This is a genomic window from Paenibacillus hamazuiensis (assembly GCF_023276405.1).
GTDB lineage: Bacteria > Bacillota > Bacilli > Paenibacillales > NBRC-103111 > Paenibacillus_AF > Paenibacillus_AF hamazuiensis.
Map to the genome: position 1 here is coordinate 8,050,569 of NZ_JALRMO010000001.1, position 21,907 is coordinate 8,072,475.

Here is a 21,907-nt window from a genome sequence, read left to right on the forward strand (position 1 = left end):
TGCTGACAATAAAGATCAGAATAGGATGAAAGGGCATGCAGCGTATTGAAGGTAAATTCAGCGGCCTGATGCAATCGGTTAGACGCATCAACGTCCGGAATACGAAGCGGTATTTGCGGTTTAAATATTTGATGCTGCTAAGGGCAAAAGGCGGTTCAAGCAAAGTGGCGCGCGGCTTTGCCATCGGCCTCGCCATCGAGATGTTCACTCCGCCGACCATATACTTAGCCACCTTTTTGCTATTTCCGTTCACTTATTTGTTTAGGGCCAGCATGGCCGGAGCCATTGTCGGGTTCGTATTGGGCAAAATCATCTACATTCCGTTTTTGTTCCCGATCCGAAAAGTAGGCGGCTTGATACTCCCCAGGCAGCATTATCGGCATGTGCTCGACATGATGCCCGATTGGCTGGGTATGTTTCTCCAGGGCGGGTTAAAGCTCATCGTCGGCGGCATGGTCGTTGGCGCAGTTCTCGGCTTGCTGTCGTATTTCCCGATCAAATGGCTGCTCGACTTTTACGAAGCCAAGCGCAAAGATAAACGGAAGCGCCGCAAGGCACAACTGATGCTCTCCTCGGAATCCGAAACGTAAATTTTTTTTGCAAAGGGATTGACGGGGAGGGCTTTCCCGTTGTATATTTGCTTTAGCGATTAAAAGCTTAAAAGCGTATAAGCGTTGAAGCGTCTAAGTGCGAATGAGTGCTTTTCAACTATACATATTCAAAGGGAGAGTGTAATTATGATCGTTATTACTTCGAATAAAGCATCGGAAGAGCGGATTGCCGAAATCGTCCGACATATTGAAAAACACGGCGTGCAAGCGCACATTTCCAAAGGGGAGGACAAAACCGTCATCGGCATTATCGGCAAAGCCGATCCGAAGCTTGCCGAGCAGCTGCGGCAAATGTCCGGAGTCGAGCAGGTCGTGAAAATCTCGAAATCCTACAAGCTGGCGAGCCGCGACTTTCATCCGTCCGACACAGTGATCAATATCAAAGGAGTGGAAATCGGCGGCCAGGAGCTGACGATCATGGGAGGTCCTTGCGCGGTGGAGTCGCCTCAGCAAATCGACGAGATCGCAAGGCTTGTCAAGGCATCCGGAGCGCAGGTGCTCCGCGGCGGCGCGTTCAAGCCGCGCACTGGCCCTTACAGCTTCCAGGGCATCGGCGTCGAAGGGCTGGAGATGATGGCCGAGGCCGGCAAGAAGCATGGACTGCTGACGATTACGGAAGTCATGACTCCCGAATATGTCGAGGTATGCGCCCAGTACGCCGATATTTTGCAGGTCGGCACCCGCAACATGCAAAACTTCGATCTGCTTCGCAAGCTCGGAACGATCCAGACGCCGGTACTTCTCAAGCGCGGGTTCAGCGCCACCTATGATGAGTTTCTGAATGCGGCCGAGTACATTTTGGCCGGCGGCAACCCGAACGTCATGCTGTGCGAGCGCGGCATCCGTACCTTCGAGACGTACACCCGCAACACGCTCGATTTGACCGCCATTCCGGTGCTGCAGTCGCTGAGCCATCTGCCGGTCATCTCCGACCCGAGCCACGGCACCGGCCGCCGTGAATTGGTCGAGCCGATGAGCAAGGCGTCCGTCGCTGCCGGCGCAAACGGCCTCATCGTCGAAATGCATACCGATCCGGACAACTCAATGACCGGCGACGGCGTGCAGTCGCTGTTCCCGGATCAATTCGCGAAGCTGATGCTTGATCTAGAGAAGCTCGCTCCTCTCGTCGGCAAAACGTTCAACACCGCGAAGAACTACGTGTTCGCGTAATCATACAGCAAAATGCCCCTCAGGCGTCCAAACGCCGAGGGGCATTTTGCTGTTGTTATTGCCTGCTTCATCGTCGATTCGTTCCCATGGAACATTCCACCAGTGATGTTGATTCATCTTTATATTATGATAGTAATTATGGACGTTCATGGAAACGTTTGCCCAACCCGAATATTCGGAAATTCGGTGTGTATTTCAAATGGAGCCCGGTGGAGTCATAACCTAACGAAACTTTGCAGAGAAGAGCAGTGTAAAGCGGATGTTGGATGAGGCACGCAGTTTATCACACAGCAGCCCATCTCACCCCTATTAAAGTAAAGCGTGTTCGGTCAAAGCTTTGCGCCAGCAAAGCAAGGCCGAACAAACGCGAGCCCGAGGCACGAAGCTGCTCCAATGGACAGTGCACGAAGTAAAGCGTGTCCGAGATAGTATTTTTAGCCGAAGGCGAAAATCCATATCGGACAAACGCGGACTAGAAGCGAGCATTCCCTCGTACGGGCGGGTCCAGGGCGCCTGAGCGCCTGGGGTCCCCCTAAGGGGGATTTAGGGGGTGAATATGCCTTTTGTCCAAATTGTGAACAGAAACCCGTTGGAGTGTAAGATTACCTTACACCTCCTTAAAAAATACCTTACATAACTATTGACGATTATTCGGAGATAGGCTTATAATTATCCCAAGTGAATTGAAAAGTTGAACAATCTCATCACCAAGTACGAACAATGTACGGAAATAGGAGGAATTATAGCATGTCTGTTCAAAATGTTTTGAATCTTATCAAAGAAAAGAACATCGAGTGGGTAGATTTCCGTTTTATCGGTCTGTCCGGACGCGTGCAGCATATCAGCTTGCCGGCAGTTGAAGTGGACGCCGAAACTTTCGTTAACGGCGTAGCGTTCGACGGCTCCTCCATCCCGGGTTTCCGCGGCATCGAGCAATCCGACATGGTTATGATGCCTGACACGGAATCCGCTTTTGTCGATCCTTTCACCGCTCATCCGACACTTGTTATCATGTGTAACATTTTCACTCCGGAAGGCGAGCGCTATGATCGCGACCCGCGCAGCATCGCTCATAAAGCGGAAGAATATCTTAAATCTGCAGGCGTAGGTACAGACGCATACTTTGCTCCTGAATCCGAGTTTTTCATTTTTGACGATGTTCGTTTCGAATCCGGAATGAATAAATCGTACTTTGAAGTGGATTCCGAAGAAGCTGCATGGAACACCGGCCGTAAAGAAGAAGGCGGCAACCTCGGCTTCAAAATTCCGGTTAAGGGCGGTTACGTTCCGGTTGCTCCGACCGACACTCAACAAGACATCCGCAGCGAAATGTGCCGTTTGCTTATGGAAGCAGGTCTTCGCATCGAGCGTCATCACCACGAAGTGGCGACTGCAGGTCAAGGCGAAATCAACTTCCGTTTTGATACGCTCACTAAAACAGCTGACAACCTTTTGAAATATAAGTACATCGTACAAAACACAGCAAGACAATACGGCAAAGTGGCTACTTTCATGCCTAAGCCGCTGTTTGGCGACAACGGTAGCGGTATGCACGTGCATATGTCCATTTTCAACGAAGGCAACCCGCTCTTCTACGAAAAAGGCGCTTATGCTAACCTGAGCGAACTCGCTCTGAACTACATCGGCGGTATCCTGTACCACGCTCCGGCTCTGATCGCGATCACGAACCCGAGCACGAACTCCTTCAAGCGTCTTGTACCTGGTTACGAAGCTCCGGTTAACCTCGTATTCTCCAAAGGTAACCGTTCCGCTGCAGTTCGTATTCCGGTTGCTGCCGTTACGCCGAAAGGCTGCCGTATCGAGTTCCGTACTCCGGACTCCACTTCCAACCCGTACCTCGCTTTCGCAGCTATGTTGATGGCAGGTCTGGACGGCATCAAGAAGAAAATCGATCCGCGCGCACTGGGCTACGGTCCGTACGACAAAAACATCTACGAATTGTCCGATGCAGAGAAAGCCGAAATCCGCAGTGTTCCGGGCAGCCTGGACGAAGCGCTTGACGCTTTGGAAGCTGACCACGAGTTCTTGCTAGAAGGCGGCGTATTTACGAAGGACTTCATCGATAACTACGTAGCATTCAAACGCGACGAAGCGAAAGCTGTTTCGATCCGTGTTCATCCGTACGAATACAACCTGTACTTCGACCTGTAAGATATATTGCAAGTGGGCCCAAACCCTCGGGACGTTACCGTCCCGGGGGTTTTTATTTTGGTCGCTCTTAATGCTGCCTCGCCGTAAAAAGTAGAGCGGGGCCGGGTCAATGCTTTGCATCAGCAAAGCGAGACCGGACAATCGCGGGCCCGTGGCACTCAACTTCTTACACGGCACCGCTCCAAAAGTGCAGCGTGCCCGGCATAGGATTTATTGCCTAACAGCAATAAATCCTATGCCGGGCAAACGCGAACTAGCAGCGAGCACTCCCTCTATACGGGCGGGTCCAGGGCGCTCGAGCGCAATGTTGTCAGGTTAACAGGTATGGACGAAATCGAGGGCTGAACCATAGAAGACCGAATGACGCTTGAAAACTGTTATTCCTCGAAAATAAGTAATTTATAACTCAACTTTCGCAGCTAAGATCAGTCAGTAAACCCTTGATATAGTTGGGCAAACCAGCAATCCATTGTTGGACTTGACAAATAAGTGCAGACCTCTCCCTTTTCGTCTTGGTTTTGGTCAACTCCAAGAAGAACACCACGATTTGTTGTAGCGCCGATTTGAAGTCAAGTTCCCGAACTTCGTCTGCAAATAGGAAGAAGAGACCTCCAAGTGAACGAGCATCCTGATTCGCACGACGTTCCCATTCTAATAACAAGTAACGACTGAACACAATCGTCGTATGGCAAATCAGCGAATCGAACGATCTGCCTTGGAACTCCGTCCCAAGCTTCAAATGGGATTTAGTGAATTTAAAGAAGGTTTCTATGCTCCACCGCATTCCGTAAATCCTCACGATTTCCGTGTCGCTCAGTTCGGTATCGGTGCTCAAGATAACAAGCCATTCCCTACGACAGTTACGGTTTTGCACAAATACGAGTCGAATTGGCAGTCCACAAGCTGTTTGAACAAGAAACGAGCCGAGTACATCTATTTTGGTCGATCGCGGCAGCCTTTGGTAAAGCTCCTTCAACGTGACGAGGTCTTCACCCAAGACATAGCGCTGCTTCATGTCCTTGATCATCCCGATGACGTGAAGCCCTTCCGACATAAGGCTTCGCAAAAGTGGCGCTTGCGTAAACCAGCTATCCATGAGCACAAAATCAGCAGCAAAACCAGCCCGAATCGCACGTTTGAGTAATTCTACGACCGCATCTGGCTTACGGGTGAATGCTTCCAAGCGACGCTTATATCCTTGAGTCCGCTTCGACAAGTTATCTTTTATTTCACAAAAACGGTTGGTGATCTTAGCGGAACTGAGCATGACAAAATCGATGGGAGCAAAACTGAAGCCATCCGACCAACCCAGCGTGAGCATATTGTAACCGCGGACGAATCGACCTGTCGTATGATCATGAACGCGAGCCAACAGTTCTGCTTTCTTGCTTCGATTTCGCTTCAAAACAGAATCGTCTACGATAAACACGCGAGTACGAGAACTTGAAATGAGAGATTCGAAGCGCCGAACAACCAAGAGACTTAGGCTATGAAGGAATTTACGCCACGCAAAGCCGGAATGGTTAAGAAAACGATAGATGACGTCCTTGCCGGGCACCGAGGAGCGCTCACTCTCTAACAGGCGATACCAATTACGCTGTTGGAAAACAAGCGTGAACAGAAGCTGAAAAACTTCCAGCGCTGGCATACCGAACGACTTGCGAATGCCGGCCTGGCGCAGCAAGTGGCCGATTTTTAAAGTAACAAACAACGATGTAATTCGATGCAAACTCTTTTCAGACAGAGCGTTCTGGTGTACCATGAAGATACGCACCTTTCTGTTTGGAATGGGGATCTGGACAATTTCCATTTTACCAAACGAAAGGTGTTTTTTCTGTCAACTCAAAGAATTAATCGTCCGCAACCCGCACCACATCTGGCTTAGGTTAGATTTTCAAGGTGCGAAAGTTGAGTTTATAATTTATAAAATAGAGGAACTTATGTTCGCTATTCTCGGAAAAATGGGCCCATCGAAAAAATAGAGGAACTGAGATGCGCTAAATCGGCAGAAAATGGCTTGTGGATTGGGAAAACAGACAAATAGAGTACCTGAGTTCCGCTAATTTTCAAAAATGTCCGAAATCGCCCCACTTAGCGAACCATAGTTCCGCTATTTCCCACTTAACCTGACAACATTGCGCCTGAGCGCCTGGGGTCCCCCCGGTTGGGGGATTTAGGGGGGCGTCACTCAGGGGGCGTCACGATTTTGTAACAAATCCCAATTATAATAAACCTCATCGAACCCTCACAGATAGGTGGTGCCTTATGGGAGCAGGCTGGACGGAAAAAGAAGCGGCGCATCTGTTAAATAGAGCGGCATTTTTTCCGGGCAAACAAGATGTCAGCACGGTGCTTGGTTTGGGGAAAGAGGAGACCGTGCGCCGGCTGATTGCGGGCGAATCGCTGAGCGGGAAACCGCAGGAAATCCCGCCTCTCGTTTCGGTCAAGGCCGACGGCAAGGAGCTGACGGAGGATCAAATCGGCGACCAGCAGACATATTGGCTGTATCGCATGATTCATACCGAGGCTCCGCTGATCGAGAAGATGACTCTTTTTTGGCACGGCCATTTGACGACCTCCTACCGGAAGGTCCGGGAAATTCCGCTGATGGTCAGGCAAAACGAGCTGCTGCGCAAATATGCGGTCGGCAATTTCCACGAGCTGGTTTTGGAGATAGGGAAGGACCCGGCCATGATGATTTGGCTGGATTCGAACAGCAACCGCAAGGGGAAACCGAACGAGAATTATGCCCGCGAGGTCATGGAGTTGTTTACGCTCGGGATCGGCAATTACACGGAGCAGGATATCCGTGAGGCGGCAAGAGCCCTGACCGGCTGGCATTACGACAAGAAGACCGACGCGGTGACGTTTCAACCGAAGCAGCACGATTCGGGTACTAAAACCGTGCTCGGCGAAACGGGAAATTTTGACGAAACGAGTTTCGTGGACGTGCTGTTCAGACAGGAGGCGCTTCCCCGCTTTATGGCGCTAAAGCTGCTTCGTTTCTTTGCGGCGGATGCGCCTTCGGACGATTGGGTGAAGAAGGTCGCGGACGATTTTATAACGAAAAGCACGGTCGGCGAGGTATTATACAATCTGTTTACCTCGGACGAATTTTACGACGACAGCATCCGCGGCAGCCTGATCAAAACGCCGGTCGAATACGTGGTCGGCATCGTGAAAGCGTTCGATTTGCCGATGTCGAAAGGCTTCGCCCAAGCGGCTCGGAAAATGGGGCAGGAGCTCTACCTGCCTCCCGATGTGGCCGGCTGGCGCGGCGGTACAAGCTGGCTAACGAGCACGCCGCTATTGTCCCGCTACCAATTCGCCGAATCGGTCGCCAGGCGTGTGAGCAATAACCTGCTGACGTCGGCGGACTACGCTTTGGGTGAGCATGCCAAGCCGGAGGAGTGGGTGACCGGACTCGGTAAAAATGTCGGATTGTGGGAGATCGGCGATAACACCTTGCAGGTGCTTGCCAAATACGCGGAGGATACGTTCGTTTACAGCAAGCAAAAAGTGGGCGGCATGAAAGGGCTGCTCCACCTGCTGATGATCAGTCCCGAAGCCCAAATGAAATAAGGAAGGAGTGGCTTTTCATGAAATTGACCCGACGTGAATTTCTTATCAAAGGCACTGCGCTCCTCGCCGCGTTAGGGCTCGGGGGACCGATGATTTTTGCCGAGGACGGCACGCCGCTCAGCATGGTGAGCGATGATCCGAACGTGGAAAATCCGGTGCTGGTCATCGTGCAATTGTCCGGCGGCAACGACGGCATCAATACGCTTGTTCCTTACGGGCTGGGCGGTTATTTCGACGCGAGACCGACCTTGAAAATTACGGAGAGCGAGGTGCTCGCGATCAACAACGAGGTCGGCCTGCACCCGAGTTTGACCGGGCTTAAGCAGCTGTACGACCAAGGCAAGGTGGCGATCATCCAGGGGGTTGGGTACCCGAAGCCGGATCATTCCCACTTCCGTTCGATGGAAATTTGGCAGACGGCGGAGCCGGAAAAGTATATTCGCTCCGGCTGGCTCGGCCGCTACGTGGAAACGGCGCTTGCGGAGTCGAAAAACCCTCTCAAGGCGATTCAGATCGGCAGCGCCGCGAGCAAGGCGTTCAGCTCGGAGAAGATCGGCGTGCCTCTCATTCAGTCCATCGAATCGTTTAACTTTTTTGACGCGAAAACGCCGAAGGCCGACCAGAACCGTTTGTCCAAAGCGTTTCTCGACATGTACGACCCGCAGCGCCAGATAGCCAGGGTGCAGGTCACCTGCCAGCGCGGCGTAGACGCGTATGAAAGCGTGGAAGCGATTCATGCGCTGGCAGGCGCGTATCAAAACAAAATCGAATACCCGAAATCCGGCTTCGCCAAGGATCTTCAGCTTGTCGTGCGCTTGCTTGCCGGTGGGGCGGGGACGCGTGTTTTCAATGTGCAGCTGGGCGGTTTTGATGATCATGCGGATGAGAAAAACATGCACGCCAAGCTGCTTCTGCAGATGGATCAGGCGCTCAGCGCGTTTTACCGGGATTTGGAGGCGCATGGGCTGCAGGATCGCGTCGTGACGATGACGTTTTCCGAATTCGGGCGTCGCGTGAGGGAAAACGGCAGCGGCGGAACCGACCACGGCACGGCTGCGCCTATGTTTGTGTTCGGCGGCCGGGTGAAGGGCGGGCTTTACGGCACCCAGCCGAGCCTTACGAACCTCGACAATGGGGATTTGAAATACGAGGTGGATTTCCGCTCCGTCTATTACACCTTGCTGGATAACTGGCTCAAAGGCGACGCCAAGGGAGCTTTGGGTCAGACATACGAGAAGTTGGCTTTTGTATGATGGAACAGATTCCGCCAAAATAAGCAGCTTATGATAAATAGAGGAACCCACGTTCGCTATTCTCGGATAAAAAGGCACTTTGAAAAAATAGAGGAACTGAGATGCGCTATATCGGTGAAAAATGGCTAATGCAGTGGGGAATCAGACAAATAGATCACCTGAGTTCCGCTAATTTTCAAAAACATCGGAAACTGACCCACTTAGCGAACCCTAATTCCGCTATGGTTCCCGTAACCTGACTTGGCGGGGAAGGGCGGGGGGATTTTGACTGGACTGATCCGGTAAAAGTAATGGTGTCCGGTACAGGTTTTGCGCAGCAAAACCGTGCCGGATATACGCGTGAGCGCGGCACGCACCGACTCCCCAGGCATCGCACCAAAAGTAAAGCGTGCCCGGCATCGGATTTTTATCCAAAGGTAAAAAAAATCCATGCCGGGCAAACGCGGACTAGCAGCGAGCACTCCCTCCAACAGGGCGGGTCCAGGGCGCTCGAGCGCCTGGGGTCCCCCTTGCAGGGGGATTTAGGGGGTGGACTTCAGTAGCGATCCATGATCAGCTGAGTCTTCAGCGAATCCTGCGGGAGGAACCAGCCCTTGCTCTGCAGGTAGGCAATCAGCTCGTCGTGCTTTTGCGACGCTACGGCACGGTCCGCCGTTTTGAAGGAAATTTCCACGACGTACTCCGTACCGGTTCCGGCGGCATCTTTGATCGGCCAAACTTCGATGTACGTCTTGAGGCCGCTCCATGTGCCGATGGATCGCTTGGCCAGAACGGGGCCGTAAATGCGGGAGGTACCGAGCATTTCGGTGCCCCAGCCGTTGTATACGTAGTCGTCGAATTTGCCGGGAGCGTTGTTGATCAGCAGGCTGCGCGAATCTTTGAGGGATGGCAGATCCATGCCGCTGTAGCCGGACTTGCTTCCCGATTTGGAGCGGGTGACGCTGAGCGTTTTCTTCTGGTAGCCCCACTCGATTTGCGCTTCGTAGTTGGTGTCGCTGGAGTCGAAGCCGTCCTGATTGGCCGTTGTGAGCGCAGCATCGATATCGTCGCCCACGACGGGGAACCGCTTTTTGTAGGTGAGCTCGAAGCCGCTTTCACCTTCCGTTTTGCGGACGCGCGGACTCCAGCCGTTGCTGTAAATGTCTTTGCTGTCGGTGTCCAAAAATTGCACGTTCATTTTGGTTACGGTATCAGGCATGCCGAAGGCGCTTTTGACGGCGCTGGTCAGCTTGTAGTCCGTACCCAGCACAGCGGAAGGGTTCATCAGCAGCTTGACCTCGTAGTCCGGCACCATATTGCTTGCCGCCTTGGCAGGGCCCGGCGCCATGATTGATGCGGACATGACCACGGCGCATAAAGCGGCGGTCAGGCCGGCCATCCATTTGCTTCTTTTTCTCATCATTTTCATTCTCCTTTGCATAGGGGGATTTTTTTCCTACAAGGTAGAATGTAAGCGGCAATTGTAAGAAGAGTGTTAACCGCACATGTTGTTATCGTAAAGGAGTGACGGACGAACGAATATAGTCGATAAAGGCATCCATCAGAGAAGACTTGTGACGGTGCTCATTGAACGCGTAAAAGACGTACCGCTTCACGTGGTTTTGCGGTATGGCGCGCACCGCCAGCTCCCCGCGCTCGACCTCGCGGCCGACGGCCAGCCGCGAAACGAAAGATACGCCTTCCCCGCGCATCGCCACCTGCTTGATCGCCTCCACCGAATCGAGCTCCATCGCGCAGCTGAGCTGCACGCCGTTTGCCTGAGCCCATTTTTCCGTCAGGGCTCTTGTGCTGGACTCCGGGCTGTGGAAAAGAAACGGCACATCGTTCAGCATGTCCGGGTACAGCTGCTCATATCGTGAAAACTTATGGTTCGGCGCAAAAATAACGACCATCTCATCCTCACACACCGTTTCGATTGCCAGAGGAGCATGTGCAGCCGGCCCGGCCGAGAAGACGCCGATATCGATTTCGTGATTCAGCAGCATGTCCTTAATGAGCGAAGCTGGTTTGATCGACAAGCTCAGCTTCGTTTTCGGGTGATTTTTCACAAAGCGGCTGATCAGCTCGGGAAGAATGTAGGTGCCCGGAACGTAGCTCGCGCCAATTTTGAGCGACCCCGTCCCCGGCTCGCGGAACTCTTTGACGACGCGTTCGGCTTCCTGAGCCAAGGCGTTGATTTTAACCGCGTAATGATGGAGAGCAGCACCCGCTTCCGTCAAATTGATTTTCCCCGCGCGGGATTCAAACAAAGGGACGCCAAGCTCCTCCTCCAAATTTTTCATATGAAAAGTGACGGTCGGCTGTTTAAGGCCGAGCAGTCCGGCTACGGGTGTAATTTTTTTGTGCCGCTCGATCAGCTCGACGATTTCCAGCTTCACCAGATTGATGTTCACTTAGGTGCCCTCCTTTGCAGCCCTCCGGTAGTCGTTTCGTTGCCTTCGTTACTCCTCGGGCTTTTTCACAACACATTATAGATAAAATCTATAGAAATGAATAGAATCCATTGAAAAAATTAACAAAACCTTTACGTTCGGATAATATTTTCCGCGAGTTTGGCCTGTACACTGAGGATAGTTTCCCGAATGGAAGAAGGTATTTACGAAAATGGATGTCATCATCGAACGGTTGGCCAAAAGCTTCGGCCAGGTTCAGGCGCTGAAGCCGACCTCGCTGCGCATCGGGCATAACCGGTTTACGACATTGCTCGGTCCGTCGGGGTGCGGCAAGACGACGCTGCTGCGGATGATTGCCGGCCTCGAGAAGCCGGACGAAGGGGAGATTCGGCTCGGGGAGGATTATATTTTTTCTCGGGCGCGGAAGATCGACATGCCGGTACACCGCCGCCGGTTCGGCATGGTGTTTCAGGATTTCGCGCTTTGGCCGCACATGACCGTGTTCGAAAACATCGCGTACGGGCTTCGGGCGACCGGGCAAAAAGACGATGTGCGCCGCCGCGTCTCGGAGGCGATCGAGATGGTTCGTCTGACCGGCATGGAAAACCGCTTCCCGCACCAATTGTCCGGCGGCCAGCAGCAAAGGGTGGCATTTGCCCGCGCCGTTGTGACAAGGCCGCAGCTCGTGCTGTTCGACGAGCCGCTCAGCGCGCTCGACGCGCTGCTGCGCGAGGAGATGCGGATGGAGCTGATGAGCCTCGTCCGCGATATTGGGCTGACTGCCTTGTACGTCACCCACGATCAGACGGAAGCGATGACGATGTCGGACGAAATCGTCGTGATGCAGGGCGGGCAGGTGCTTCAGGCCGGCACGCCGGAGGACATTTACCGCAGTCCGGCGCATCCGTTTGTCGCCGGCTTTATCGGCAAGACCAACTGGATTGAAAAAGACAGGCTCATGTTCCGTCCGGAACACGCGCTATGGCAGCGGACAGAGGCGTGCCACAGCTACGAAGGCGTCATCCGTACGGTCAGCTACTTGGGGGACCGCTACGAGATCGGGATCGACATGGGAGCCGCCGGTCTTTGGACCGCTTATCATCCGCAGCGGCTGCCGGTCGGGGAAACCTGCGAGCTGTTCGTTTCCCCCCGCCACATACATGCCATATCAAATTAAGGGAGGATGTATCAAGTGAACAAACGTAATGGGTTGAAAAAAGGGGCGCTGGTGCTTCTGACCGCAATGATCGGTTTCAGTCTCGCCGGCTGCGGCAGCGCCGCAAAACCTGCGGCCAATCAGGCGGCGGAGCCGAAGCAGGAGGCACCGAAGCAGGAAGTCAAGAAAGACGAAGAGAAGAAGCTGAGCGGAAAGCTGGTCGTGTACAGTGCAGGTCCGAAGGAGCTGGCGGAAGCGATTCAGAAAGGGTATGAAGCGAAAACCGGCGTCAAGGTGGAAATGTTCCAAGGCACGACGGGGAAAATTTTGTCGCGGATGGAAGCGGAGAAAGCGAATCCGGTCGTCGACGTCGTCGTGCTCGCTTCCCTTCCGGCCGCGCAAGGGCTCAAGAAAAGCGGCATGACGCTGGAATACAAGGAAGCGAAAAATGCGGACAAGCTCATCCCCGAATGGTCCGACAAGGACGGCCATTTCTTCGGCTACAGCTCTTCCGCGCTCGGCATCGCCTACAATACGAAGCTCGTCCAGACGCCCCCGAAGGAGTGGGCCGACCTCGCCAAAGAAGAATGGAAGGGCAAAATCAATATCCCCGATCCGGCGCAATCCGGCTCCGCGCTTGATTTCGTCACCGGCTATTTGAGCGGCAAAGGCGATTCCGGCTGGGACCTGCTGGAGCAGTACAAGAAAAACGGCGTGGCGATGGCCGGCGCCAATCAGGAAGCGCTCGATCCGGTCATCACCGGCGCGAAAAGCGTCGTAGCCGCCGCGGTCGACTACATGACGTACCAGGCGAAGGCAAAGGGAGAGCCGGTCGATCTGCTCTACCCTGCAAGCGGAACCGTGATCAGTCCGCGTCCTGCCGCGATCGTCAAGACGAGCAAAAACGTCGATAACGCCAAAGCGTTCATCGATTATCTGCTGTCCGACGAAGCGCAAAAAATGGTGGCCGACACGTATTTGCTGCCGGGCCGCAAGGACGTCAAAGCGAAAGACCGCCCGGGCGCGGAGCAAATTCCGCAAATGAAGGTGGACTGGGCTTGGATGGACGCAAACGGAGACGCCGTTACCAAAAAATTCGCCCAGCTGTTCAAATAAGACGGTGAATATATGCAGTTGACCGGCACACTTTCGCTTCAACGCATCGGGATGGCCCTCGCCTTGGTTCTTCTGGCGGCGCTGGTGGTCGTCCCGCTCTTTTTCATTTTTTTGTCCAGCGTGCAGGGGAGTCAGGGGTTGGATTTGGCTGCACCGCTTAGAACGGTTGCGGGCAGCGGGCTCGGCGAAGTGTATGTAAACTCGCTGTGGATCGGGCTGTGCACGGTGGCCGGAACGACGCTGCTTGCGCTGCCGCTTGCCTGGGTGATGGCCAATACCGGCTTGTCCCGGCACAGATGGCTTGACATCGTTTTGCTCGTGCCGTTTATGACGCCGCCCTATATCGGCTCGATGGGCTGGATTTTGTTCATGCAGCGTAACGGCTACATGGAGCAGCTGCTGCCGGCCGCGGCGGCGTGGACGCCGCATTTTTTCAGCGTTTTCGGCATGGTTGCGATCATGAGCCTTCATTTGTTCCCGTTTCTGTATTTGATCCTGCGGGGATCTCTCGTGCGCATCGGCGGCAGCAAGGAAGAGGCGGCGGCGCTGCACGGCGGCTCCTTCGCGTACCGGTTCCGGCGCATCGTTGTCCCGCTGCTGCTGTCCAGTTATGCGATGGGAGCGCTGCTCATTTTTGTCAAAACGATTGCGGAATTCGGCACGCCGGCGACTTTTGGACGCAAAATCGGTTTTTACGTCCTGACCTCCGAAATCCATAAGTACATTTCGAGCTGGCCGATCGATTTCGGCAAAGCGACATCGCTCGCTTCCGTGCTGCTCGGCACCTGTCTGCTGCTGTGGTATGTGCAGGCGTGGGTGACGCAAAGGCATTCCTATCAACTGGTCGGCGGAAAAGGGGCGCGGCGCAGCATATACCGGCTCAGCGGCTGGAAGGCCGCGATCGCTTGGGCTTACGTCGGCGGACTGCTCGTACTGTCGATCGGCGTGCCATATTTCTCCATCATCGCCGCCTCGCTGATGAAGCTGCGGGGCCAAGGGCTTGCCTGGAGCAACCTGACGCTGAGCAACTATGTGCAGCTGCTCGCCCCGGGGTCGAAGAGCATGCAGGCGCTGACGAACAGCCTGACGTTATCGCTGGCGGCGGCCACCTTGGCGGTCGTGCTCGGAACGTTTCTCGCGCTTATGATCCACCGTGCGAAAACATGGCCGCAGCGGCTGACCGACTTGTTCAGCATGCTGCCCAATACGGTGCCGGGCATCGTCATCGTGCTTGGGCTGATCATCGTCTGGAACGCGCCGTGGATGCCGATCCCGCTTTACAATACGTACGGGATGGTCGTGCTGACGTACGTGGTGTTTTTTTTGCCGTATACGGTGCAGTATGTCAAAGCGAGCTTCACCCAGCTCGATCCTGCGCTTTTTCAGGCGGGGCAGGTGTTCGGCGGCAAGCCGTCGTATGTGCTGCGGCGCATTTTGCTGCCGCTGATCGTCCCGGGGATGCTCGCCGGATGGATGATGACCTTTACGATTTCGATCCGCGAGCTGGTGGCGTCTTTGCTGATTTTGCCGCCTTCGATGGAAACGTCGGCCACATACATCTTCGCCCAGTTCGAGCAGGGCAAGGTGCAGCTCGGCATGGCGATGGCGGTCGTGTCGGTAGGACTGACTACGGCGATGCTGCTTGCGGTCAATTACTTAAGTTCAAAAAAAGACTGGGATGTATAAACGATGATCAACATAGCGGTTTGGGGCGGCGCCGGAGAACACGGGCGCTCCAGCTACTTCATTCAAAAGGATCGATTGCGCGTTCTGCTCGATTGCGGCGTGAAAAAAGAAGGCGCCGGGCAGTACCCTGCAGTGGACGCGCAAGAGGCGGCGGCGCTGGACGCCGTTTTTTTGTCCCATGCCCATGAGGACCATTCGATGGCGATTCCGCTGCTGTATAAGCTCGGCTACCGCGGCCTTGTTTGGACGACCCGCGCTACCGCCGAGCAGCTGCCGGGATATTTTGCCGCATGGAAAAAATATGTCGTATCGCGATCGGCGGAACTCCCCTACGGTGAGGAGCATATCGATTCGATCCGCTTCGCTTTTTTGGAGGAGCGGGTGGATGCAGGAGAATGGCTGACGATAACGCCTTCCCTGAAGGTCATGTGGGGCCGCAGCGGCCATTTGGCCGGCTCGGTGTGGCTGCTGCTCGATATGGACGGGAGCCTCGTTTTTTTCTCGGGCGACTATTCGCGGGAATCATGCCTGCTGGCGGCGGATTGGCCGGAGCTTGCGGGACGGCAGGTGGAGCTGGCCATCGTCGATGCCGCCTGCGGCATGGATGAGGAAAGCCAGGAGCTCAAGCTGTCCCGTCTGCAGGAGACGGTGGCGGAAACGGCGGCTCGAGGGGGAACGGTTTTGCTGCCGGTCCCGGTATACGGCCGCGGGCAGGACTTGCTCGTCTGGCTGCGCGAGACGTTTCCGCAGCTCCCCGTCATCGCCGAGGCCGATATCTTGGGCGCTTTGGAGCGGATGCTGGCTTGGCCGGATTGGCTAAGGCCGCAGGCGGAGCGGTGCATCCGCGAGGTGCTGGCGGACGGTCTCGTTCGCGAAGTGCGTGATCGGGAGGAGCGGGAACGGCTGATCGGGGAAACGGGACCGCGCGTCATTTTGACGAGCGACGGCATGATGCAGTCGGCGAAAGCGCAGTGGTACTACCGCGAGCTCAGCCGGAATCCGGCTGCCGCCAGCGTGGTGCTGACCGGGCATCTGGCCGCCGGAAGCTTCGGCGACGCGCTGCTGAAAAGCAAATCTGCGGACGGCTGCCGCGCCGAGTTGATCCGTTACAAGGTGCATCAGGGCATCCGCGATGTGCGGGAAATGCTTGATGCGGTGGACAGCAAGGAGACGCTGCTCGTCCACGCGGGCAAAGCGTCCACGGACCTGGCGGCGGCTCATTTGGCGCAGCTCGGGTATAAGGGAATCCATTCGCTCGAGTGTGGTGACAGGCTGGTAACCGGGGGAAGAGGGCGGTAAGCCCAGCCGGGAGAGCGCATCGCTAGCAGCGATGAAGTCAGGGGGGAGGTCCCCCTTGGCTCCATAAATATTTAAAGGGCAGTGAATGGGAACCCGAAGGGTTCGTCCAGAGCGGACAAAGCGAAGCGTAGGAGCACGGTGATTATTCCACCGCCATTTACACGGGATTCACCGCAAATATGGAATGAATATTTCCCTCGGGATCGCCGAAGAAGCCAGTAGTATGCCCCCAAGACTTGATTTGTGGGGCTGTGACGTCAATGGCTCCCTTCGAAACGAATTCGGCGTACAAGGCGTATACTTGATCTGGTGAATCACATTGGAAATTAAGCTCGACGGCTTGGCCTTTGCGAATTTCTCTGAAAGAAGGATGATCGTTGGTATTCTCGGACATCAGAGATTTGGAGCAAATGGCCAATCTCACCCCGGTATTTCTGAATTCTACGTAATGTTCCTCTTCTACAACGATATCAAATCCCAAGACTTCTTGGTAAAATCGGGCCAAGCGGGCCACATCGTCAGCCAGCAGTGTAAGTCCTTCCAGTCTTGCTATCTTCATTATTAACCGCACCTCCATTTTGAGTTTAGCATATTATTTATATCAATGTGTAAAATTTTGGAATTGTTTGAGAAGAATCTGTGGTAGTGAAGCCGACTAAAGGATGTTGCAATGTAGAAGCGGGTATGTTAGAATCGTGCTGACACTTAACGATTGGAGTTGAAGAGGATAATGTAATATTTCTTGCCACCTGTTTAAAGAATAAAGCGGAATTTGTTTTATTCTTTATTGGCAAGAAAGTTACCTTATTCTTTTCACTCAGAAAATATACCCTTTTCATACCCTGCGCCGGGTTGAATGTGCCGTATTTTTTTTGAGCTACAAGAAAGGTAACTTTCTTGTAGCTCTTTTTTTATTGTCAGAAAGTTTAAGCTCATTAACGCTAAAGCGCGTATGAGAACTTTCTGCACGCAAGAAAAGCTTCCGCTAAAAACGGATGTACCTTTATCGAAAAGGCTCCGATCAGAAGTTTTTCTTATTTTAACAAAGGAGGTTGACGACACATGTCATTGATCAAAGTAACGAACCTGACGTTTGCTTATGACGGCAGTTACGACAACATCTTTGAGAATGTAAGCTTTCAAATCGATACTGATTGGAAACTGGGCTTTACGGGGAGAAACGGCCGGGGCAAGACTACCTTTCTCAATCTGCTGCTCGGTAAGTACGAATACAGCGGAACGATTTCGGCGGGCGTCGGCTTCGAGTACTTCCCGTTCCACGTTGAACACAAAGAGAACCATACCGTCGACGTGGTCGCAGACATCTATCCGGACTTTGAGCACTGGCAGCTTCTTCGCGAGCTTTCTCTGCTGAAGGTGTCGGAGGACGTGTTATACCGACCGTTCGAATCGTTGTCGGGCGGAGAACAAACGAAGGTGATGCTGGCGGCCCTGTTTTTGAAGGAAGACCGTTTTTTGCTTATTGACGAGCCGACCAACCATCTGGACCTGCATGCCCGGAAGCTGGTCAGCGATTATTTGAACGATAAAAGCGGGTTTATTTTGGTATCGCACGACCGGGCGTTTCTGGACAACTGCGTGGACCACGTTCTTTCGATCAACAAGACGAATATCGAAATCCAGAAAGGAAATTTTTCCGACTGGTGGGAGAACAAACAACGACAGGACAACTTTGAGATGGCCGAGAACGAAAAGCTGAGGAAGGACATCAAACGGCTGTCCGAAGCGGCCAAACGGACGAGCAACTGGTCGCATGAAGTGGAAAAAACAAAAAACGGCACCCGCAACTCCGGCTCCAAGGTCGATAAAGGGTACGTCGGTCACAAGGCCGCCAAAATGATGAAGAGGTCCAAATCGATCGAGCAAAGACAACAATCCGCGATTGAGGAAAGATCCCAGCTGCTTAACAATGTTGAAGGCTCGGAAAGCCTGAAAATATCCCAGATGGCGTATCACAAACAGCAATTAGTCGAGTTTGACCGCGTTTCGATTCATTACGGCGAGAGGAAGGTTTGCCGCGACGTCAGCTTTACGGTGGAGCAAGGGGACCGCATTGCGCTCTCCGGCCCGAACGGCTCGGGCAAATCCAGCTTGCTCAAGCTGATTTACGGCGAAGAAATTCCTTATTCCGGCACGTTTCGAAGAGGGAGCCAGTTGAAAATATCCTACGTTTCGCAGGACACCTCCCACTTGCGGGGCAATTTGTCGGAATTCGCCAGAAACAGCGGGATTGACGAAAGCTTGTTCAAAGCGATTTTAAGGAAATTCGATTTTTCGCGTTTGCAATTCGAAAAGGACATCGCTTCTTTTAGCGGCGGACAGAAGAAGAAGGTACTGATCGCGAAAAGCCTCTGCGAGCGGGTTCATTTGCATGTTTGGGACGAACCGCTCAATTTTATCGACGTCATTTCCCGAATGCAGATCGAAGAGCTGCTGCTGGAGCATTCTCCGACCATCCTTTTTGTGGAGCATGACAGCGAGTTTTGCAAGCATATCGCGACAAAGATTGTGGAACTGAAGGAGATCAACCAATTCTAGGAGGATGAAAGCGATGAAGATTGAGGTTGCAGATGATTATGTGAACCGGTTCCTGTTAGATGAAGCGGTTCACCAAAAAACAAATCGGTTGCCGGAGGCTTACCCATCTATCGACAGGTGCACTTAGCGATTCGTTCTGCAAACGTATGCGCTTTTCTGTATAGTTGGTTAATGACGTGTCAAAGCGCCAACTGACGGTTGCTTTTTTGCGTTTTCTCCGGCGATAAGGAGAAGACATGAAACTAACCTCGAAATATGAAACGATTCGGCGAATGTTGTCCGATTTCAAGCAGCCCGAGTATCGGTATGCTCAGATAATGGACGCAATTTTCAAGCAAAACATCGGCGAATACGGACGGATGACCATACTGCCCAAATTTTTGCGCGACGAATTGACCCGGATGCTTGGTCCGAACGTCTGCAGCATCGTTCCGGTAAAGGAACTCACGTCGAAACAGGTCAGCAAGATGCTGTTTGCCATTGCAGGCGACGAACGCGTTGAAGCCGTACGACTTACTTATGAGCGGGGGTGGAAATCGTATTTCGGATCGGACATTAACGCGGCATGCGGCCAGCTATACCGCTCCGAATAATCGATGTCGGGGAATTAAAAGCTTGGGTTATGAAACTGACCAAAACGGGAAAACGCTGCATTGGCAGCGATGAGCTTCAGGGGCAGTCGCCCATGGCTCCATAAAAAAAGAAGCCTCACTCGATGAGTGGGGCTTCTAAATATTCAATGATGCAGGGGCGCGGTTGTCATTATGCGCTTTCACTACGGTTCGATCTCAGTCAAGGAGTGAATAAGAAAATCAGCCTCTTTACCCAATATTTCTTCAGAGCCTGCATGAGTAACCAGTCCGACCGCAATACTTCCCGCTTCTTTCGCCATGCGCATGTCCACGATGGAATCACCTACAACAATAAGCTGCGAAGGATCAATGCCTATTTTTTCACAAGCGTAGAAAACCAAATCAGGTGAAGGCTTTCCGCGTTCAACATTCTCTGGGGTTACGATAAAATCCAACATTTCCTGCATACCTATCAATTTCATGCATGCGTTAGTTCTTAAAGAACTGTCAGAAGTCAGGATACCTACAGTCCATTCTTTGCTCTTTAATCGCAACAGCAGGTCCGGTACTCCCGCTGCCGGGGAGAAGGCTCGGTCGTATTCCAGTTTTTTGTCGGCTTGTATGAACAAGTCACTGGCTAACTTTTTACATTGATACCAGGGCCAGGCATGAAGCTGGAACATCAATCCGGCTACCAATATGATTTCTTCTTCGGTTGTAGCGACGGCCAATACACCACTGTAATGGATTCGATCCGGGTGTACGAAACCCATGATTTTTTCCCATGCGTTCTCGTGTTTGGAACCGACAATCTGCAAAAACAGCTCTTTTCTGATCCGGTCTATGTTTCTCCAATAGGTCAATGCGTCGAAAAGCGTCCCATCTTTATCAAAACCGATCGCCTGTGCCTTTACTTTATGCTTCCCGATACTAATTTCTTTCAATTTCATATACTGATAGCCTCCTATCGTTGGATAACGGCTTTAAGAAATTCTTGTGTTCTGGCATTTTGCGGGTTGGTAAAAATCGTCTCGGGTGATCCTTCCTCTATAATTCGGCCTTCGGCCATGACGACTACCCGATCGGCTACATCCCGCGCAAAATTCATCTCATGTGTGACGACAATCATCGTCATTCCTTCTTTGGCCAATTGTTTCATAACGGATAATACTTCCCCGACCAGTTCGGGATCCAATGCGGAAGTGGGTTCATCGAATAACATGATTTTGGGCTGCATCGCCAAGGCGCGTGCTATGGCAATCCGCTGTTGCTGTCCGCCCGATAATTGCTCCGGATAGCGCTCTTTTTTGTCGAGAAGCCCGACCTTCCCAAGGAGAGTCTCGACAATTTCACTTTCATGCCGCTTATTCAACTTACGCACGTGACGGGGACCCAAGGCAACATTTTCATATACAGTCAAGTGGGGAAATAGATTGAACGATTGGAAAACCATGCCCACTTCGGTTCCAATCTTACGGATAACTGCTTTTTTCGACAGCACCGGCTGCCCGTCAATATAAATCTCGCCGGAATCAATTGTTTCCAAATGATTGATGCAGCGAAGCATAGTGCTTTTACCGGAGCCGCTGGGACCTATAACGACCACAACTTCCCCTTTTTCAACTTGAAGCGATACGTCGTGGAGAATTTTAAGCTGTCCGAACGATTTGTTGAGATGCCTAAGCGTAATCATTTGATGTAAATTCTCCTTTCCATCCAGGTTACAAACAAAGAAAGCGGATAACATATGATAAAGTACACGAGGGATATGGAAAGCAAAATTTCAAAAGGTTTGCCGGCAATGTTCATAATCGCTTTTCCTTGGTTCAATAACTCCGCATAACCGACTACGGAGGCAATGGAGGTGTCCTTGATGAGAGTGATATAAAATCCGATCAACGGCGGCAATGCTATTTTTAAAGTTTGAGGAAGAATGATTTTAAACATCAAAAGAGTATAAGAAAAGCCGAGGGCCTTTGCGGCCTCGAATTGCCCTTTGGGGACGGACTCAATACCTGCCCTGAAAATTTCGGCGATGTAGGCACCGGAGTATAAGGTGAAAACCAGGGCGGTTGCCTCGAATACATCGATATTGATTCCAATATAAGATAATCCAAAATAAAACATAAATAATTGAATAAGAAGCGGTGACCCGCGAAAGAGCTGGACATATGCGGCAAGGGGTGCCTTCAGCCACTTTAGCCGGCCGGTTGCAGCCATGCTGATAACGATTCCCGTCAGTGTGCCTAACAGGATGGCGGTAACGGAAAGCTTGCATGTCACCATAAATCCGCTCCACAAAAGATGCCGGTATTCGTAGATTACACTCCAGTCCATT

General features: G+C 52.7%; 17 protein-coding genes and 1 pseudogene. 11 read left to right on the top strand and 7 right to left on the bottom strand.

Features of this window, described 5'->3' with window-relative positions; translation table 11 throughout:
- The first annotated feature begins 35 nt into the window (after positions 1-35).
- The 3 genes from MYS68_RS35610 (at position 36) to glnA (ending at position 3,953) form a co-directional block, all read left to right on the top strand.
- The gene (locus MYS68_RS35610; RefSeq protein WP_248930273.1) at positions 36-590 is read left to right on the top strand and encodes a DUF2062 domain-containing protein; all 555 of its coding nucleotides are present in this window, start codon (positions 36-38) and stop codon (positions 588-590) included.
- Positions 591-737: 147 nt separating this feature from the next.
- Positions 738-1,781, top strand: coding sequence for a 3-deoxy-7-phosphoheptulonate synthase (aroF, locus tag MYS68_RS35615; protein WP_248930274.1), 1,044 nt, complete (start codon positions 738-740; stop codon positions 1,779-1,781).
- A 747-nt stretch (positions 1,782-2,528) separates the two neighbouring features.
- Entirely contained in the window at positions 2,529-3,953 is a 1,425-nt protein-coding gene (gene glnA / locus MYS68_RS35620) for a type I glutamate--ammonia ligase (RefSeq protein ID WP_248930275.1), read from the top strand.
- A 406-nt stretch (positions 3,954-4,359) separates the two neighbouring features.
- On the opposite strand, the gene MYS68_RS35625 is transcribed toward glnA, so the two are convergent.
- The gene (locus MYS68_RS35625; protein WP_248928649.1) at positions 4,360-5,715 is read right to left on the bottom strand and encodes an IS4 family transposase; all 1,356 of its coding nucleotides are present in this window, start codon (positions 5,713-5,715) and stop codon (positions 4,360-4,362) included.
- 503 nt (positions 5,716-6,218) lie between these two features.
- On the opposite strand from MYS68_RS35625, the gene MYS68_RS35630 reads away from it, so the two are divergent.
- Entirely contained in the window at positions 6,219-7,535 is a 1,317-nt protein-coding gene (locus MYS68_RS35630; RefSeq protein WP_248930276.1) for a DUF1800 domain-containing protein, read from the top strand.
- 17 nt (positions 7,536-7,552) lie between these two features.
- A complete protein-coding gene (locus MYS68_RS35635; RefSeq protein WP_248930277.1) occupies positions 7,553-8,788 on the top strand; it encodes a DUF1501 domain-containing protein in 1,236 nt (411 codons plus the stop codon).
- Between the two features lie 535 nt (positions 8,789-9,323).
- On the opposite strand, the gene MYS68_RS35640 is transcribed toward MYS68_RS35635, so the two are convergent.
- Positions 9,324-10,190 (bottom strand): hypothetical protein, encoded by an 867-nt coding sequence (locus MYS68_RS35640; protein ID WP_248930278.1) that lies wholly within the window; start codon positions 10,188-10,190, stop codon positions 9,324-9,326.
- An 88-nt stretch (positions 10,191-10,278) separates the two neighbouring features.
- Positions 10,279-11,181, bottom strand: coding sequence for a LysR substrate-binding domain-containing protein (locus MYS68_RS35645; RefSeq protein ID WP_248930279.1), 903 nt, complete (start codon positions 11,179-11,181; stop codon positions 10,279-10,281).
- A gap of 211 nt (positions 11,182-11,392) precedes the next feature.
- Here MYS68_RS35645 and MYS68_RS35650 point away from each other — a divergent pair, with 211 nt between their 5' ends.
- The 4 genes from MYS68_RS35650 to MYS68_RS35665 are packed head-to-tail and all read left to right on the top strand — an operon-like array spanning position 11,393 to position 16,438.
- Complete coding sequence (locus tag MYS68_RS35650) at positions 11,393-12,358, top strand: ABC transporter ATP-binding protein (RefSeq protein ID WP_248930280.1); 966 nt, start codon at positions 11,393-11,395, stop codon at positions 12,356-12,358.
- Positions 12,359-12,364: 6 nt separating this feature from the next.
- Positions 12,365-13,453 carry an ABC transporter substrate-binding protein gene (locus MYS68_RS35655; protein ID WP_248930281.1) on the top strand — a complete coding sequence of 363 codons (1,089 nt, stop codon included), beginning with the start codon at positions 12,365-12,367 and terminating at the stop codon, positions 13,451-13,453.
- A 12-nt stretch (positions 13,454-13,465) separates the two neighbouring features.
- Positions 13,466-15,139, top strand: a complete 1,674-nt coding sequence (locus tag MYS68_RS35660; RefSeq protein WP_248930282.1) for an ABC transporter permease — start codon at positions 13,466-13,468, stop codon at positions 15,137-15,139.
- Between the two features lie 3 nt (positions 15,140-15,142).
- Positions 15,143-16,438: an MBL fold metallo-hydrolase gene (locus MYS68_RS35665; RefSeq protein ID WP_248930283.1), complete on the top strand. Its 1,296-nt coding sequence runs from the start codon at positions 15,143-15,145 to the stop codon at positions 16,436-16,438.
- Positions 16,439-16,595: 157 nt separating this feature from the next.
- Here MYS68_RS35665 and MYS68_RS35670 read toward each other — a convergent pair whose 3' ends face one another.
- Positions 16,596-16,997 carry a VOC family protein gene (locus MYS68_RS35670; RefSeq protein WP_248930284.1) on the bottom strand — a complete coding sequence of 134 codons (402 nt, stop codon included), beginning with the start codon at positions 16,995-16,997 and terminating at the stop codon, positions 16,596-16,598.
- Between the two features lie 503 nt (positions 16,998-17,500).
- Between MYS68_RS35670 and MYS68_RS35675 the strand changes: the two genes are divergently transcribed.
- Together MYS68_RS35675 and MYS68_RS35680 are read left to right on the top strand one after the other, a co-directional pair.
- On the top strand, positions 17,501-18,997 hold the full coding sequence (locus MYS68_RS35675) for an Lsa family ABC-F type ribosomal protection protein (RefSeq protein ID WP_248930285.1): 1,497 nt from the start codon (positions 17,501-17,503) through the stop codon (positions 18,995-18,997).
- Positions 18,998-19,233: 236 nt separating this feature from the next.
- Positions 19,234-19,569, top strand: a pseudogene (locus MYS68_RS35680) (23S rRNA (adenine(2503)-C(8))-methyltransferase ClbB); the annotation flags it as partial.
- Positions 19,570-19,772: 203 nt separating this feature from the next.
- Here MYS68_RS35680 and MYS68_RS35685 read toward each other — a convergent pair.
- Genes MYS68_RS35685 through MYS68_RS35695 form a run of 3 tightly spaced genes read right to left on the bottom strand, consistent with a single transcriptional unit; the run spans position 19,773 to position 21,906 of the window.
- Positions 19,773-20,519 (bottom strand): HAD family hydrolase, encoded by a 747-nt coding sequence (locus MYS68_RS35685; RefSeq protein WP_248930287.1) that lies wholly within the window; start codon positions 20,517-20,519, stop codon positions 19,773-19,775.
- Between the two features lie 14 nt (positions 20,520-20,533).
- Positions 20,534-21,262, bottom strand: a complete 729-nt coding sequence (locus MYS68_RS35690; RefSeq protein ID WP_248930288.1) for an amino acid ABC transporter ATP-binding protein — start codon at positions 21,260-21,262, stop codon at positions 20,534-20,536.
- Positions 21,259-21,906: an amino acid ABC transporter permease gene (locus MYS68_RS35695; protein ID WP_275984147.1), complete on the bottom strand. Its 648-nt coding sequence runs from the start codon at positions 21,904-21,906 to the stop codon at positions 21,259-21,261. The genes MYS68_RS35690 and MYS68_RS35695 overlap by 4 nt, the downstream gene beginning before the upstream one ends.
- Position 21,907 lies beyond the last annotated feature (1 nt).